15 protein-coding genes are annotated in these 13,616 nt (G+C 63.5%); 4 read left to right on the forward strand and 11 right to left on the reverse strand.

Features of this window, described 5'->3' with window-relative positions:
* Positions 1–33: 33 nt before the first annotated feature.
* The 8 genes from AC07UB_RS12100 to murJ all read right to left on the reverse strand — a co-directional run bounded on the left by AC07UB_RS12100 (position 34) and on the right by murJ (position 6,736).
* Entirely contained in the window at positions 34–732 is a 699-nt protein-coding gene (locus AC07UB_RS12100) for an HAD family hydrolase (protein WP_494653181.1), read from the reverse strand.
* Positions 729–1,193 carry a Fur family transcriptional regulator gene (locus tag AC07UB_RS12105; RefSeq protein ID WP_492791259.1) on the reverse strand — a complete coding sequence of 155 codons (465 nt, stop codon included), beginning with the start codon at positions 1,191–1,193 and terminating at the stop codon, positions 729–731. Before AC07UB_RS12105 ends, AC07UB_RS12100 begins: the two co-directional genes overlap by 4 nt.
* A gap of 52 nt (positions 1,194–1,245) precedes the next feature.
* Complete coding sequence (gene rimI, locus AC07UB_RS12110; RefSeq protein WP_492791258.1) at positions 1,246–1,752, reverse strand: ribosomal protein S18-alanine N-acetyltransferase; 507 nt, start codon at positions 1,750–1,752, stop codon at positions 1,246–1,248.
* Positions 1,753–1,754: 2 nt separating this feature from the next.
* Complete coding sequence (gene tsaB / locus AC07UB_RS12115) at positions 1,755–2,450, reverse strand: tRNA (adenosine(37)-N6)-threonylcarbamoyltransferase complex dimerization subunit type 1 TsaB (protein ID WP_492791257.1); 696 nt, start codon at positions 2,448–2,450, stop codon at positions 1,755–1,757.
* A 196-nt stretch (positions 2,451–2,646) separates the two neighbouring features.
* On the reverse strand, positions 2,647–3,213 hold the full coding sequence (locus AC07UB_RS12120) for a NifU family protein (protein WP_492791256.1): 567 nt from the start codon (positions 3,211–3,213) through the stop codon (positions 2,647–2,649).
* 177 nt (positions 3,214–3,390) lie between these two features.
* The gene (locus AC07UB_RS12125) at positions 3,391–3,885 is read right to left on the reverse strand and encodes a universal stress protein (protein ID WP_492791255.1); all 495 of its coding nucleotides are present in this window, start codon (positions 3,883–3,885) and stop codon (positions 3,391–3,393) included.
* Positions 3,886–4,042: 157 nt separating this feature from the next.
* Entirely contained in the window at positions 4,043–5,080 is a 1,038-nt protein-coding gene (gene trpS / locus AC07UB_RS12130; protein ID WP_492791254.1) for a tryptophan--tRNA ligase, read from the reverse strand.
* A gap of 99 nt (positions 5,081–5,179) precedes the next feature.
* Positions 5,180–6,736, reverse strand: coding sequence for a murein biosynthesis integral membrane protein MurJ (gene murJ, locus AC07UB_RS12135; RefSeq protein WP_494653185.1), 1,557 nt, complete (start codon positions 6,734–6,736; stop codon positions 5,180–5,182).
* 163 nt (positions 6,737–6,899) lie between these two features.
* Here murJ and AC07UB_RS12140 point away from each other — a divergent pair, with 163 nt between their 5' ends.
* Together AC07UB_RS12140 and AC07UB_RS12145 are read left to right on the forward strand one after the other, a co-directional pair.
* On the forward strand, positions 6,900–7,901 hold the full coding sequence (locus tag AC07UB_RS12140) for an adenosine kinase (protein ID WP_492791252.1): 1,002 nt from the start codon (positions 6,900–6,902) through the stop codon (positions 7,899–7,901).
* 215 nt (positions 7,902–8,116) lie between these two features.
* Complete coding sequence (locus AC07UB_RS12145) at positions 8,117–8,446, forward strand: hypothetical protein (protein ID WP_492791251.1); 330 nt, start codon at positions 8,117–8,119, stop codon at positions 8,444–8,446.
* A 21-nt stretch (positions 8,447–8,467) separates the two neighbouring features.
* Here AC07UB_RS12145 and AC07UB_RS12150 read toward each other — a convergent pair whose 3' ends face one another.
* Entirely contained in the window at positions 8,468–10,687 is a 2,220-nt protein-coding gene (locus AC07UB_RS12150; RefSeq protein ID WP_494653188.1) for an SLC26A/SulP transporter family protein, read from the reverse strand.
* A gap of 171 nt (positions 10,688–10,858) precedes the next feature.
* Positions 10,859–11,647 (reverse strand): enoyl-CoA hydratase/isomerase, encoded by a 789-nt coding sequence (locus tag AC07UB_RS12155; protein ID WP_494653190.1) that lies wholly within the window; start codon positions 11,645–11,647, stop codon positions 10,859–10,861.
* Between AC07UB_RS12155 and AC07UB_RS12160 the strand changes: the two genes are divergently transcribed.
* Together AC07UB_RS12160 and AC07UB_RS12165 are read left to right on the forward strand one after the other, a co-directional pair.
* Positions 11,646–11,858 (forward strand): hypothetical protein, encoded by a 213-nt coding sequence (locus AC07UB_RS12160; RefSeq protein ID WP_494653191.1) that lies wholly within the window; start codon positions 11,646–11,648, stop codon positions 11,856–11,858. The genes AC07UB_RS12155 and AC07UB_RS12160 overlap by 2 nt on opposite strands.
* A gap of 43 nt (positions 11,859–11,901) precedes the next feature.
* Positions 11,902–12,681: an SDR family NAD(P)-dependent oxidoreductase gene (locus AC07UB_RS12165; RefSeq protein WP_494653193.1), complete on the forward strand. Its 780-nt coding sequence runs from the start codon at positions 11,902–11,904 to the stop codon at positions 12,679–12,681.
* On the opposite strand, the gene AC07UB_RS12170 is transcribed toward AC07UB_RS12165, so the two are convergent.
* Positions 12,682–13,599, reverse strand: coding sequence for a pirin family protein (locus AC07UB_RS12170; protein WP_494653194.1), 918 nt, complete (start codon positions 13,597–13,599; stop codon positions 12,682–12,684).
* Positions 13,600–13,616: the final 17 nt, after the last annotated feature.

The raw sequence follows: 13,616 nt of genomic DNA on the forward strand, positions 1-13,616 counted from the left end.
GACCGGACCGTTCCCGGAATGCTCAAAATCGCTCTAAATGGCTGTTATTTCATCGCGATTGAGGCTCCGGGCGATCAGATCCGGCAATGCGCGCATGTCATCGATGACAATAACCGCGCCGGCGGCGCGCAACCGCTCGGCGTCGCCGGTCCGGCAATGGCTGCCGCCGGTAAACCCGATCACCGTCATGCCCGCCGCGCTCGCCCCGATGACGCCGGGCTCGCTGTCCTCGACCACGACGCACCGCGCCGGCGGCGTGTTCATCTGGGCTGCGGCAAACAGAAACAGATCCGGCGCGGGCTTGCCGCGCTCGACCTGCATCGCGGAGAACAGATGCGGCGCAAAGCGGTCGAGCAGCCCGGTGGTGCCGAGGCTTGAGCGAATCCGCGTCGGCGTTCCCGACGACGCCACGCAGATGCGCTGGGACAACCGGTCCAATGTGTCGGCGATGTGCGGAATGGGTGTGAGCTGTTCGCCGAACACGCGATCGATGGTCGCCTTCAGTTGCACGGTGTAGGCGTCGGGCAGGGCGAAGCCGAGTTCGCTCTCGACCTCAAAGCGCGCCTCGCGCGCGGAGCGGCCGAGGAAACGTTCATGCACTTGGGCTGCGGAGATGGCGTAGCCGTGTTGCGTCAGCACATCGGCGTGGACGGCGCAGGCCAGTGCCTCGCTGTCGACGAGCACACCGTCGCAATCGAAGATGACGAGGTCGTAAGGGGACGAGGTGATCAAGTCTTGTCGTCGTCCCGAGTCTTTTCGTCCATTGGCACGCAATACAATTCGAGCCGGTGATCGACCAGCTTGTAGCCAAGCTTGCGCGCGATTTCGGTCTGGAGCTTTTCGATCTCCTCGGAGGTGAATTCGATCACCTTGCCGTCGCGCAGGTTGATGAGATGGTCGTGATGACTCTCCGGCACCTGCTCGTAACGCGCGCGGCCTTCGCGGAAATCATGACGCTCGATGATGCCGGCGTCCTCGAACAGCTTCACGGTGCGATAGACGGTCGAGATCGAGATCTTGTCGTCGACCGCGATGCAGCGCCGGTACAGTTCCTCGACGTCGGGATGATCCATGGCTTCCGCGAGCACGCGCGCGATCACGCGGCGCTGCTCGGTCATGCGCATTCCCGCCGCAGCGCAGCGCTTCTCGATGTCCGTATGCTTGCCTGCGGGCATGGATTTCAGGGCCGTCATTGCAAATTCCGGTCAAACGCCAGCGTCAGCGTGTTTTGCCACCAGCAGGAGCTTACGACAAGTCTCGTCGCATCACCACGGCGTTCAATTGTTCGCCGCCGGCGTCCTTGTAATACCGGTCGCGGCGTCCGACCACGCGAAATCCGGCGCGTTCATACAGCGCGCGGGCCGGACGGTTGTTTTCCTCGACCTCAAGGAACACGGTTTTGAGCCCGTGTCCCGCGAGATGCCCGAGATGCGTGCGCAGTAGATCGCGGGAGAAGCCGCGCCCGCGATATTTCGTTGCAACGGCCACGGAGAGGATTTCCGCTTCGTCGGCGGCAGTTCGCGAGACAATGAATCCGATGGTCGATCCGCCGAGCCGCAGCCGATGCGCGAGCGCGTTGCGCTCGATCAGGATCTGCTCGAATTCGTCGGCGCCCCAGCCGCGATGAAACGAGGCGCGGTGGAGTTGCGACAGGCGCTGTGCGTCACGCAGGCTCGCGGGTTCGACCACCGCGTTGTCGCGCGCAAAGAGTTTTGGAAACAGGGCGGTGAGGAAAGCGGGAAGGCGCGCCATGGTTACGGACGCGATCCCGCAGCCGGCGGCGTGTATCCGGCTTTCGGCTTGGCATCGGGCGGACGCAGGTAAAACGGTTTCGCTGGCGCTGCGCTGGGTTCAGTCGCGGCTCCGATCCAGGCGACCCACGCAATGTCCGGGCCGGGCCGGGCATCGATCAGCGCAGGCGCCGGTGCGTGCTTCGGCCAGCGATCGGCAAGCAACTGCGCCGCATTGCCGACCATGCGCAGGGCGCCGAACCGCGAGGCGACAAAAGTATCCTCGATCGGGGCCACGGCCGGGCGCATCAGCGCGGCGCCGTTGCCCCCGACGACCTGAAAATAAACATGATCGTGCCGCGCATCGATGGCGGCGATGATCGGCTGTTGCTGTTCTTCCGCGACCCAGGGCGCGACGTAAGCCGACAAGGTGGTGAGCCCGACGACCGGCTTGTCGGCGGCAACGCCGATGCCGCGCGCCGCAGAAATGCCGACGCGCAATCCCGTGAAGCTGCCGGGGCCGGTGGTGACGGCGATGCGGTCGAGATCGAGATAGGCGCGGCCCGACGCTGTCATGACGCGGGCGATCAGCGGCATCAGCGCTTCGGCGTGGCCGCGCTTCATCTCCAGCGTTTCCTGCGCGATGACAGCCCGCGCGCCTGCATCCAGCACGGCGGCGGCGCAGTAATCCAGCGCGGTATCGATGGCGAGAACGATCATGGGGATGATCTAGCACCGATGCAGGCGTTCGAGGAATGCCTAAGAATGCCCATGCAAAGACACAGAAACAGATGTCGTCGCCGGGATTGACCCGGCGATCCATCGCTTTGGGAATAGCCTGGCTCTAAAAGATGGATGGCCGGGACAAGCCCGGCCAAGACGAGTAACTATAGAGAGTAGACGAGGCGGTGCTGCGTCACATCGGCCGGACTTCGACCACGTCCGGAATGAAATGCTTCAGCAGGTTCTGGATGCCGTGCTTCAGCGTCGCGGTCGATGACGGGCAGCCGGCGCAGGAGCCCTTCATGTCGAGAAACACGATGCCGTCCTTGAAGCCGCGGAAGGTGATGTCGCCGCCGTCGCTGGCGACCGCCGGACGAATTCGCGTCTCGAGCAGGTCCTTGATGATCGCGACGGTTTCAGTGTCGGCCTCGCTGAAGAACTCATCTTCATGCGGCGCATCGCCGTCCGCCACCTGACCGTCGGCCAGCAACGGCGCGCCGGACATGTAGTGTTCCATGATGACGCCGAGGATGGCCGGCTTGAGATGCTGCCAGTCGCTCGCGTCCTTGGTGACGGTCACGAAATCGGAGCCGTAAAACACGCCCGTGACGCCGGGCACGGCGAACAGCCGTTCGGCGAGCGGCGAGCGGGTGGCGGAGTCGCGGTCGGTGAATTCCATGGTGCCGCTGTCGAGAACGGCGCGGCCGGGAATGAATTTCAGGGTGGCGGGATTGGGGGTCGCTTCGGTCTGGATAAACATGTGGGTCTCCGGCGCATCGCCGGTTCAAGGCCGGCGCGAACGGGGTTAAGTGAGCGGTTCCTATAACACAGATAACGCCGGAAAAAGCCCGATCAAGGGTGCATGGCGGGTGTTTCGGGGCTGCCAATTCAATTCCGGGTCGTCCCCGCTTTCGCGGGGACGACACAGTGTTTGTGCTTACGACAGCGCGTCGAGGTCGCTGTCGCTGAGATTGCCGGGTACAACGGTCATGGGGATCGGGAATGTTCCAGCGATTTTCGCAAGCGCCGTGATGATCGGACCCGGCCCTTCGGCGCCGGCGCTCGCCGCCAGCACCAGAACGGCGATGTCGACATCCTTGTCGATGACATCGAGGATCTGCGCGAGGGGCTCGCCCTCGCGGATCACGCGCTCCGGCGTGATGGCGGCGATGCCGTTGGCGCGGCCCGAGGCGCGGTCAAGCGCGGCGTTCGCGGCTTCCTCGGCTTCGGCCTGCATGATGTCGGCGACGCCGAGCCATTGCTGGTTGCGGTCGCCGGTGTCGATGACCCGTAGCATCACCACGCCGCCGCCGACGCGCACCGCCCAGCGGCTTGCGTAATAGACCGCGCGATCGCCTTCCGCCGTTTCATCGACGACCACCAGGCACTTCGGCTTGTGGCCTTGCTCGTAACTTCGCCGCTGGTTGCTCATGCATGTCCCGGATCATGAACCGGCGTCATGCTGCCACGCGCAGGGGCGCGCCGACAAGGCGAGAACGGACTTGACGGAACTTGATTCGCGTCGCTCGCGCAGAATTCAGGCAGGCCGTCGTCTTCCCGGAAACCGGCTTTCGCTTTTCGGGAAAGGCCTATCGCTTGCGGATAAATCCGACGATGTCCTTCACCGCGTTCATGGTCTCAGCGGCGATGACGCGCGCGCGATCCGCGCCGTCGGCCAGAACGGAATCCACGTAAGCCGTATCCTGCGACAGCTTCTTCATTTCCGCGCCGATCGGTCCGAGCTTCGCCACTGCAAGATCGACCAGCGTCGACTTGAAGCCCGAGAACTGCCCGCCGCCGAATTCGCGCAGCACGTCGGATTTGGATCGTCCCGAGAGAGCTGCGTAGATGCCGACAAGATTGTCGGCCTCGGGGCGCGCTTTCAGGCCCTCTTCCTCGCTCGGCAACGGCTCCGGATCGGTTTTCGCCTTACGCACCTTCTGGGCGATGGCGTCGGCGTCGTCGGACAGATTGATGCGCGAATAATCCGACGGATCGGATTTCGACATTTTCTTCGAGCCGTCGCGCAGCGACATCACGCGCGTCGCCGGGCCGGTGATTAGCGGCTCCGGCAGCGGAAAGAATTTTTCATCGAGATTGTGCGCGCGGATCGAGTCCGAGAAGTCGTTGTTGAATTTCTGCGCGATGTCGCGCGCAAGCTCCAGATGCTGCTTCTGGTCCTCGCCGACCGGCACATGGGTCGCGCGATAGACCAGAATGTCCGCGGCCATCAGGTTCGGATAGGCGAAAAGGCCGACCGAGACGTTCTCGCGGTCCTTGCCGGCCTTTTCCTTGAACTGGGTCATGCGATTGAGCCAGCCCAATCGCGCCACGCAATTGAAGACCCACGCGAGTTCGGCGTGCTCCGCAACCTGGCTTTGGTTGAAGACAATATTCTTTTTCGGATCGACGCCGCTGGCGATGAAGGCCGCCGTGACCTCGCGGATCGTGTGCGTCAGTTCGGCGGGGTTCTGCCACACGGTGATGGCGTGCATGTCGACCACGCAATAGATGCAGTTGTGGGTGTCCTGCAGTTTGACGAAGTTGACGATGGCGCCGAGATAGTTGCCGAGGTGCAGATTGCCCGTCGGCTGAACGCCCGAAAACACCAGTTCTTTTGCAGCCATTTTGATCGTTCCCGTGCCGGCATATCTGGGCATGATCTGGTCCGAAAACCGGTATCCACTTTTCGGGATCATGCCCGGGCGTCTTTAGCCACGCGGGGCTTACTCGCGCAAGCCGCCATCGCGCAAATTGCTGATGGCTTCGCCCCAGCTCACCACGCCGAACAGGTCCAGCAGCAGCCCGTAGAACGAGACGCCCGCCGCCACCAGTCCGCCGAGAATGGTGAGATTTGCCGCGAAGCCTGCACCGGCCGTCACCGGAGCCACGAAGGATTCGGCGATGAACAGCATGGTCCCCATGATTGCCGCGCAGATCGCAATGCGCGGCAGCCGCCGCCGTGCGATGGCGTCGATGGCGAAGCCGAATGTCGCACTTCCGCGCCAGGCCAGAATGCCCGCGCAGGCCCAGGCGCCGAGCGAGACGCTGGCGGCGACGCCGCTCGCGCCATAGCCGCGTCCGAAGAACAATCCGCAGACCACGGCGATGGCGATGCCGGCCAGCGTCGCCACCAGCGGCGTTTTGGTGTCTTCGCGGGCGAAGAACGCCGGCGACAGCACCTTGACCAGAACGTGCGCCGGCAGGCCGAGCGCGAGGATCGATAGCGCCTGCGCGGTCGCCGCCGTGTCGGCCGGCGTGAATGCGCCGCGCTCGAACAGCACGCGGATGATCGGCTGGCTGAGGATGAAGAAACCAAGCGTCGCGGGCAGGATGAGGCCGGTGGCGAGTTCGAACCCGCGCGACTCGGCCTTCATCAAGGCGGCCTTGTCGCCGCTGCGGATCGCGCGGGTCAGTTCAGGCACCAGCACGGTACCCATCGCCACGCCGACCATGCCGAGCGGCAATTCGATCAGGCGGTTGGCGAAATACAGCCACGACACGGCAGCGGGTGAACTCGAAGCGACAATCGCGCCGCCGACAATCAGGAATTGCGGTCCGGCATTGGCGATCATGCCGGGAACGCCCTTGCGGAAGAATCCGCGAATCTGCGGGTCGAATGAAATCCGCACCGGCGTGGCCACGCCGTCGCGCCACGGCCTGCGCTGAACGAGGATCAACATTTGCACGCATCCGGCGACGCCGACCGCGCCTGCGATAACGGTGGCCGAGAACATCGGATCGTGCCGCCATACCAGCAGCACGACGAGCACCACGATCATGGTCAGGTTGAACAGCACCGGCGAAATCGCGGTGAGCATGAAGCGATGCTCGGCGTTCAGCACGCCCATCATCACGATGGAAGGACCGACGAAGGCGAGATACGGCATCATCAGCCGCGCATCGGTGACGGCAAGTTGCAACGTCTCGTGCCCGATGAAGCCGGGCGCGAGCACGGAGATCACGAGCGGCATCAGAAGCCCGAGCAGCAGCGCGATGACAATAAGAATGAGGCTGACGCTGCCGAGCACCCGTCCCGCGAAGGCGGCGGCGGCGGCCGCGCCTTCGGTTTCGCGCACCTTGAGATAGTCCGGCACCAGGGCCGCGTTCAGCGCGCCTTCGGTGAATGAGCGTCGCGTCACGTTGATGAACTGAAACGCGACCAGAAACGCGTCCGCGATCGACCCCGCGCCGAGCAGCGCCGCAATCAGCGCATCCCGGGTGAAGCCCAGCGTCCGCGACGCCAGCGTTCCGGTCGATACGGTCAGGATATGACGGATCATCGGGCTATTCTGCGGATCACATGCTTGCTGGCGGACATGGTGTCGTGATAGGTCGCCGGTTGTTGCAAAAGACCTTTCCAGGCTCCTTGGAAACGGCCTTTCACACCCTCCCTGAAATACCAGCTTTTGCCGGTTCCGCCCTCCCTCAACAGGAATATCATTAATGACCGCAGCGACATACGACGTTCTCGGCATCGGCAACGCCATCGTCGATATTCTGGCGAAAACCGAGGACGGCTTCCTTAGCGAGCAGGGCATGACCAAGGGCGCGATGGCGCTGATCGACGAGGCGCGGGCGGCCGCGATCTATCAGGCGATGGGGCCGGCCACCGAAATTTCGGGCGGCTCCGCAGCCAACACCATCGCCGGTCTCGCCAATCTCGGCGCGCGCGCGGCGTTCGTCGGCAAGGTGCGTGACGACCAACTCGGCAATGTGTTCAGCCACGACATCGGCGCTGCCGGCGTGGCGTTCGAGACCCGCCCGGCCTCGACGGGGCCTGCGACCGCGCGCAGTTACATTCTGGTGTCGCCGGACGGCGAGCGCACCATGAACACCTATCTTGGTGCGGCGCAGGACCTGTCCGCCGCCGACATCGATCCGGCGCAGATCGCGGCGTCCTCCATCGTCTATCTCGAAGGCTATCTGTGGGACCCGGCGCAGGCCAAGGAGGCTTTCCTGAAAGCCTCCAAGATTGCCCATGACAACAAGCGCAGCGTGGCGCTGACGCTGTCGGATGCGTTTTGCGTGGGCCGCTACCGCGACGAGTTTCTCGATCTCATCCGCAGCAAGACCGTCGATCTGGTGTTCGCCAATGAAGCCGAACTGACATCGCTCTATCAGATCGATGACTTCGACAAGGCGCTGGCGCAATTGCGCAGCGACGCGGCGCTCGCCGTGGTCACCCGCAGCGAGAAGGGCTGCGTCGTCGTCTCGAAGGACAAGGTGACGGCGGTGCCGGCCTCGCCGGTGAAGCAGGTGGTGGACACGACCGGCGCGGGCGATCTGTTCGCGGCGGGATTCCTGTTCGGCACGGTGCGCGGTCTGGGCCATGAGCAATGCGGCCGTCTCGGTGCGCTTGCGGCGGCCGAAGTGATCCAGCACATCGGCGCGCGGCCGCAGACCTCGCTGAAGACTCTGGCGCAGGCGGCCGGACTGCCGGTTTAAAACGGGCTTCCTGGCCGCGCCCGATCAATCGTTCACGCTCGGGTGATCGTTCGTTAACCGCGATCCCGCTTGAAGGTCTCCTCGACGGCAACCATATAACGGAATGAGATTTCCGGCTGGAACCAATGCCGGGGATGGATGTTGAAATGTTTGCCGCGATGCGGACAGACCGATGACTTCAAGGAGGCCCGCGCAAGGCGGGACGGAGGGGCGCCATGATTGCGAGCTGGAGCGAGTGGAAACGTTATCCGAGGGCAGCGCGGAATGAAAAGCTCGAGGCGCCGATCGGACCGGGAATTTTCGAGGTGAGGCACGTCTCGTCCGGCGCGTTGTTCGCCTTTGAAGCATCCGAGAACCTCGCCCATGCATTGTCGTCGATCGGCTCCGGATCGAAATCGTTTGTTTCGTGGTTCGGCAAGCGCGATGCCGCGATGTTGCCTGATCTGGAATACCGCACCTTTGCGACCGCGACACGCGGAGAGGCGAAGGTCGCCGCGGAACGCATGATCGGCCGCCGCGAAGCCTTCATGAGCCACGTGGCTTAATCCATCGGCCTGTGCCTGCCGCTAGCGGCGCAGCACGCCGATCATGCGGCTGGCGAACGTCAGCCGCTCTGCCATCACCGACATGAAGTAGGTCAGGAGCTTCTGGCCGAGCGCCGGATTGCCGGCCATCATGGCGTCGAACACGTCGGCTTTCAGCACATAGAGCACGCTGTCGATCTCTGCCTGAATGGTTGCGCTGCGCGGCTGGCGCGCCACAAGGCCCATTTCGCCGACCGTGGTGTGACGTCCGAGGCTGCGCACGCGCGTGGTGCGGCCGCCGCCGGCGTCCACCATGATGCCGACCCGGCCGCTCAGAATAAACAGCATGGAGTCCGCCGGTTCACCGGTCTTGGCGATGACGTCCCGTGCTCCGACCTTGATGCGCTGACAGCGCTGCGCCAGTTCCGCGGCATCGCTATCGCTGCCGAGAATGGTTGCGAACCAGCCTTGCAGATCGCCTTCTTCCTGCTCCAGTCCGCGATGCCGGCCGATGATTTCGTTCTCACACCATTCCAGCGCATGATCGAGCTCCGGCATCACCAGAATATCGTCCGACAGAAACTCGCCCGACCGCAGCGTCTTTTCGGTGGCCCGCGGCAGGTTGACGAGAACGAGCTTCACGCTGTTTTCGAGTGCCGAGCGCCGGATCTGGGCAAAGCTGTAGGCGGCCGATGAATCGATGCCGGTTACAAGCTTGAAGTCGAACACCAGGTAGCGGCACTCCGGGTGGCGCGACAACAGCGACTTGACGTGCTGATAAAGCCGGTTGGCCGAACCGAAGAACAGATAGCTTTGCAGATTGAGTCCATGGATCTCCTTGCCGTGGATGGCCAGCAAGGCGAGGTCCTGCCGTGAGCGATCGAGCGAACTGCGATACTCTGCGCCGTTGAAGCCGAACTTGATCGAGCTGATGCGCGAGGCACTTAACGCGAATGTCGCACAGCCGATCACGGTTCCGATCAGGATGCCGGCGATGAAACCCCATTTCACGATGATGAAGATGATCGCGAGCAGCGACAGGTATTCGATGGTCGAGAGCCGCTTTCGCGACTCGACGATCCAGCGGTTGAGCTGATCGATTCCGAGATAGAGCAGCAGGCCGCCGAGAATGAATTTCGGCATGTAGCTGAGCAACGCCGGATCGGCCACCAGCATCAGGACCGCGACAGCAGCCACCATCAACCCGGAGATGCGGCTGGTCGCGCCGCTGTTGGCATTGAGCAGCGAGCGGCTGAGCGAGATGCACCCGGCATAGCCGCCGAAAAATCCGGAGAGGATATTGGCGATGCCCGCGACATTCAACTCGCGTTCGAGATTGGCTTCGCGGTTGGTCGCGACCTCGAGGCCCGTGGTGTTGAACAGCGTGCTGATCGCGGTGACAAAAATCACCGCGACGAGATTGCCGAGCAATCCCGGCAGCGCTTGCCATGGATAGTTTTGAATTTCGCCCAGATGCCACGGCGTCATCGCGCTCGCGCGGGGCGGGGACTGGAATGTCCAGCCGAGCGCCTGCGCCTGCTCCGGCGAAATGCCGGCGTAGCTGAAAACGATGTGGGCCACGATGACGCCGGCGATCAGGATTGCCGGCAGCGCCAGCGGATTACGTGATCGATGCCACACCAGGTAGATGATGAACGCCAGCGCGCCGCCTGCGAGCAGTTCGTACACCGTCATGGGATTTGCGAACGAAGCCAGGTTGTCGAGACGCAAGGGCTGGTTCGTGATGACCCGGATTCCGCCGAGCACGATCAGCAACGCGGTCGAGCCGAGGAATCCGCCGATTACAGGATAAGGCACGTAGCGGATTGCACGGCCGATCCGGGTGAGACCCATGCTGCACAGCACGAGTCCGGTGATGACGGTCGCTGCGGACAGTGTCAGAAGCACCGGACCGAGCAGCGGCGTGGTAGGGGCCGCCGTGGCGATATGCTCGACCAGTGTCGCTGCCAGAATGCCGGTCACCGCCGCCGTGGATGTTTCGGGCGCCCCGACGGCAAAGGGGAAGGTGCTGCCGAGCGCGATCACCGCCGCGATGATGGCGGTCGCGGTAAATGTCGCCGCAATGCCGTAGGGCAGGTAGACCGCCAGCGGTCCGGAGAAGATCAGCACCGAATAGGAGAGGCCGAAAGACACCGTCAGAACGGCGGGTCCCGCGCTGGCGAATACGTCGATCAGACGCGCGCGCAGTTTCATGTCCAGGCCGGGAGCGGGATTGGCAGAGGGGAAAGCCACGCGGGACATCCAATGAGGGAAGCCGCTTGTCGTAGACGACGGCGAGGCGGACGTAAAAGAGATTCTTATGACAGCCGCCTTTATGTGCGCCGCTTGCGTGCAATGAGATACGGCACCTGCTCAAGGCAAAGGCCGCGCTGCTTCCAGCGCGGCCTTTGGCAGTCCGATTCTATCGCTGAATCAGCGGCCTTTGAATTTCGCCGGGCGCTTTTCAAGAAACGCACCGACGCCTTCCTTGAAGTCCTCGGTGCGGCCGGCGGAGCGCTGGAGCTGCTGCTCCAGATCGAGCTGCTCCTCGAACGAATTGTTCTCGCTTTCCCAATAGAGCCGGCGGATCAGCGACAGCGCCACGGTCGGGCCGTTGGCAAGATCGTGCGCAAGTTTCTTAGTTTCCTCAGCCAGCGCCGCGTCATCGACCACGCGATTGACCAGACCCCATTCCAGCGCCTTCTCCGCCGGAAGCCGCTCGCCCAGCAGCGACAGTTCGACCGAGCGGGCCTTGCCGATCAGACGCGGCAGGATCCAGGTCGATCCGCAATCCGGCACCAGGCCGATGCGGCGGAACGCCTGCAGGAAGTAAGACGACCGCGCGCACAAAATGATGTCGCCCATCAGCGCGAAGCTCATGCCGGCGCCGGCGGCGGGTCCGTTGACGGACGTGACGATCGGGCAGTGCAGGTTGCGCAGGCGGCGCAGGAAGGGATGGAAGGCGGTTTCCAGCGTGGTGCCGGCGCTGGGCTTCTTGCCGCCTGCGGCGCGGCTCTGAAGATTTGCGCCGGTGCAAAACGCCTTGCCCGCGCCGGTCAGGACGAGGCAGCGGATTTCGTCGCGCTTCTCGTCGATCGCGTCCATCGCCTCGATCAGGCCGTCGAGCATATCGGCGGAGACCGCGTTCATGACTTCGGGATGATCGAGCACAAGCGTGGCGACCGGTCCGTCGAATTCCAGCCGGCAATGTTTGAACTGCATGCGTTCCTCGTTTGGTTTTGATGATGAACGTGACGCCGATCAGGTCGTCGGCTTCGTTTCGCCGCGAACTATTCCGGAAACCCGGCGGAGTGTAAACGGCGAGGGAAAGGACGTTCGCGATGGCGGGTCTGCCATGCGCAGCGAACGTCAATTTCGCATGGCGGAAACGACGGTGCGCGCAGCGTCCGCAGGTTTGATTTCGCAGCAATGATTGGCCAATGTCGCGGCAAGCGCGCAACGGGAGATGAAACGACATGAGCATTTTCGATCTGAGCGGCCGCGTGGCGGTGGTGACCGGCGGCAATGGCGGCATCGGGCTTGGCATCGCGCAGGCGCTGGCGGCGGAAGGCTGCGCCGTGTCGATCTGGGGCCGCAATGCCGAGAAGAATGCGCAGGCTGCGGCGACGATCTCGGCGAAGGGCGGCAAGGTCGAGGCGCGCGTCTGCGATGTTACGGATACAGCTTCGGTGAAAGCTGCGATGACGGCCACGCTCGATACATTCGGCCGCGTCGACGGCTGTTTCGCCAATGCCGGAATCGGCGGCGGCGGACGTCATGCCTTCATCGACCGCACCGAAGAGGACTGGCGCAAGATGTTTTCGACCAATCTCGACGGCGTGTTTCATGTGTTTCAGGCGGCGGCGCGGCACATGACCGAGCGCGCAGCGGGCGGCGATGCCTTCGGACGGCTAGTGGCCACGTCGAGTCTCGCCTCCCTGTTCGGCACCGCGCGCAACGAGCACTATGCCGCGACAAAATCCGCCATCAACGCACTGGTGCGGGCGCTCGCGGTTGAACTCGCGCGCCATGGCGTCACCGCGAACGCGATCCTGCCCGGGTGGATCAAGAGCGACATGACGGAAAGACTCATGGCCAACGACAAGTTCGTTGCCAATGTGATGCCGCGCATTCCGGTGCGGCGGTTCGGCGAGCCGTCGGATTTCGGCGGCATCGCGGTTTATCTGATGAGCAAGGCGTCATCGTATCATACCGCGGACACCATCCTGATCGACGGCGGCTATACGGCGTTCTAACTATTCCGGCAGCGGAATGAACTCGTGCTCGTTGGGCACATGGGCGAAGCGTCCGGCCTTCCAGTCGGCCTTGGCCTCCTCAATGCGCTCCTTGCTGGACGAGACGAAATTCCACCAGATGTGGCGGGGGCCTTCCAGCGCAGCGCCGCCGAGGAACATCATCCGGGTCGGGCGCGTCGCCCTCACGGTGATGCGGTCGCCGGGACGGAAGATCAGCAATTGCGGGCTGACGAATTTCTCGCCCGCAATTTCGATCTCTCCATCCACGATGTAGATCGCGCGCTCCTCATGATCGGCGTCGAGCGGCGCGGTCATGCCGGCGTCGAGCGCGACCTCGACGTAAAACCACTCCGAGACCATGTCGACCGAGGCCTTCGCACCGAATGACGATCCGGCGATGATGCGCGCCTTGAAACCCTTGTCTTCCACCACGGGCAGCGTTTCCGCCGCGAAATGCTGGAACGACGGCGCGATTTCCTCGGAGCCTGCGGGAAGCGCGATCCAGCTTTGCAGGCCGAGCATCTTTTGCCCGTTGGCGCGCTGCACGTCGGGCGTGCGTTCGGAATGGGCGATGCCGCGTCCGGCGGTCATCAGGTTCATGGCGCCGGGCTGGATCTCCTGAATGTTGCCCTCGCTGTCGCGGTGCATGATGCTGCCGTCGAACAGATAGGTGACGGTGGCGAGGCCGATATGCGGATGCGGCCGCACATCCATGCCCTTGCCGGCGACGAACTGCACCGGGCCGAAGTGATCGAAAAAGATGAAGGGGCCGACCATCTGCCGCTTGCCATGCGGCAGCGCGCGGCGGACCGCGAAGCCGTCGCCGAGATCGCGCGTGCGCGGCACGATCATCAGTTCAAGCGCGTCGCAGGTTTTCGGATCGCCGAGAATAGGATCGTTCGATGGCATCCAGCTCATGACGCAACTCCTTTGAT

The organism is Afipia sp. GW821-FHT04G03 (genome assembly GCF_059419985.1).

Excerpts from the sequence above, each read along its gene's own strand:
- murJ (WP_494653185.1), bottom strand. The coding sequence starts at position 6,736 with ATGATCCGTCATATCCTGACCGTATCGACCGGAACGCTGGCGTCGCGG.
- trpS (WP_492791254.1), bottom strand. The coding sequence starts at position 5,080 with ATGGCTGCAAAAGAACTGGTGTTTTCGGGCGTTCAGCCGACGGGCAAT.
- AC07UB_RS12120 (WP_492791256.1), bottom strand. The coding sequence starts at position 3,213 with ATGTTTATCCAGACCGAAGCGACCCCCAATCCCGCCACCCTGAAATTC.
- AC07UB_RS12125 (WP_492791255.1), bottom strand. The coding sequence starts at position 3,885 with ATGAGCAACCAGCGGCGAAGTTACGAGCAAGGCCACAAGCCGAAGTGC.
- AC07UB_RS12145 (WP_492791251.1), top strand. The coding sequence starts at position 8,117 with ATGATTGCGAGCTGGAGCGAGTGGAAACGTTATCCGAGGGCAGCGCGG.
- AC07UB_RS12105 (WP_492791259.1), bottom strand. The coding sequence starts at position 1,193 with ATGACGGCCCTGAAATCCATGCCCGCAGGCAAGCATACGGACATCGAG.
- AC07UB_RS12150 (WP_494653188.1), bottom strand. The coding sequence starts at position 10,687 with ATGTCCCGCGTGGCTTTCCCCTCTGCCAATCCCGCTCCCGGCCTGGAC.
- AC07UB_RS12165 (WP_494653193.1), top strand. The coding sequence starts at position 11,902 with ATGAGCATTTTCGATCTGAGCGGCCGCGTGGCGGTGGTGACCGGCGGC.
- tsaB (WP_492791257.1), bottom strand. The coding sequence starts at position 2,450 with ATGATCGTTCTCGCCATCGATACCGCGCTGGATTACTGCGCCGCCGCC.
- AC07UB_RS12160 (WP_494653191.1), top strand. The coding sequence starts at position 11,646 with ATGCGTTCCTCGTTTGGTTTTGATGATGAACGTGACGCCGATCAGGTC.
- AC07UB_RS12140 (WP_492791252.1), top strand. The coding sequence starts at position 6,900 with ATGACCGCAGCGACATACGACGTTCTCGGCATCGGCAACGCCATCGTC.
- AC07UB_RS12170 (WP_494653194.1), bottom strand. The coding sequence starts at position 13,599 with ATGAGCTGGATGCCATCGAACGATCCTATTCTCGGCGATCCGAAAACC.
- rimI (WP_492791258.1), bottom strand. The coding sequence starts at position 1,752 with ATGGCGCGCCTTCCCGCTTTCCTCACCGCCCTGTTTCCAAAACTCTTT.
- AC07UB_RS12155 (WP_494653190.1), bottom strand. The coding sequence starts at position 11,647 with ATGCAGTTCAAACATTGCCGGCTGGAATTCGACGGACCGGTCGCCACG.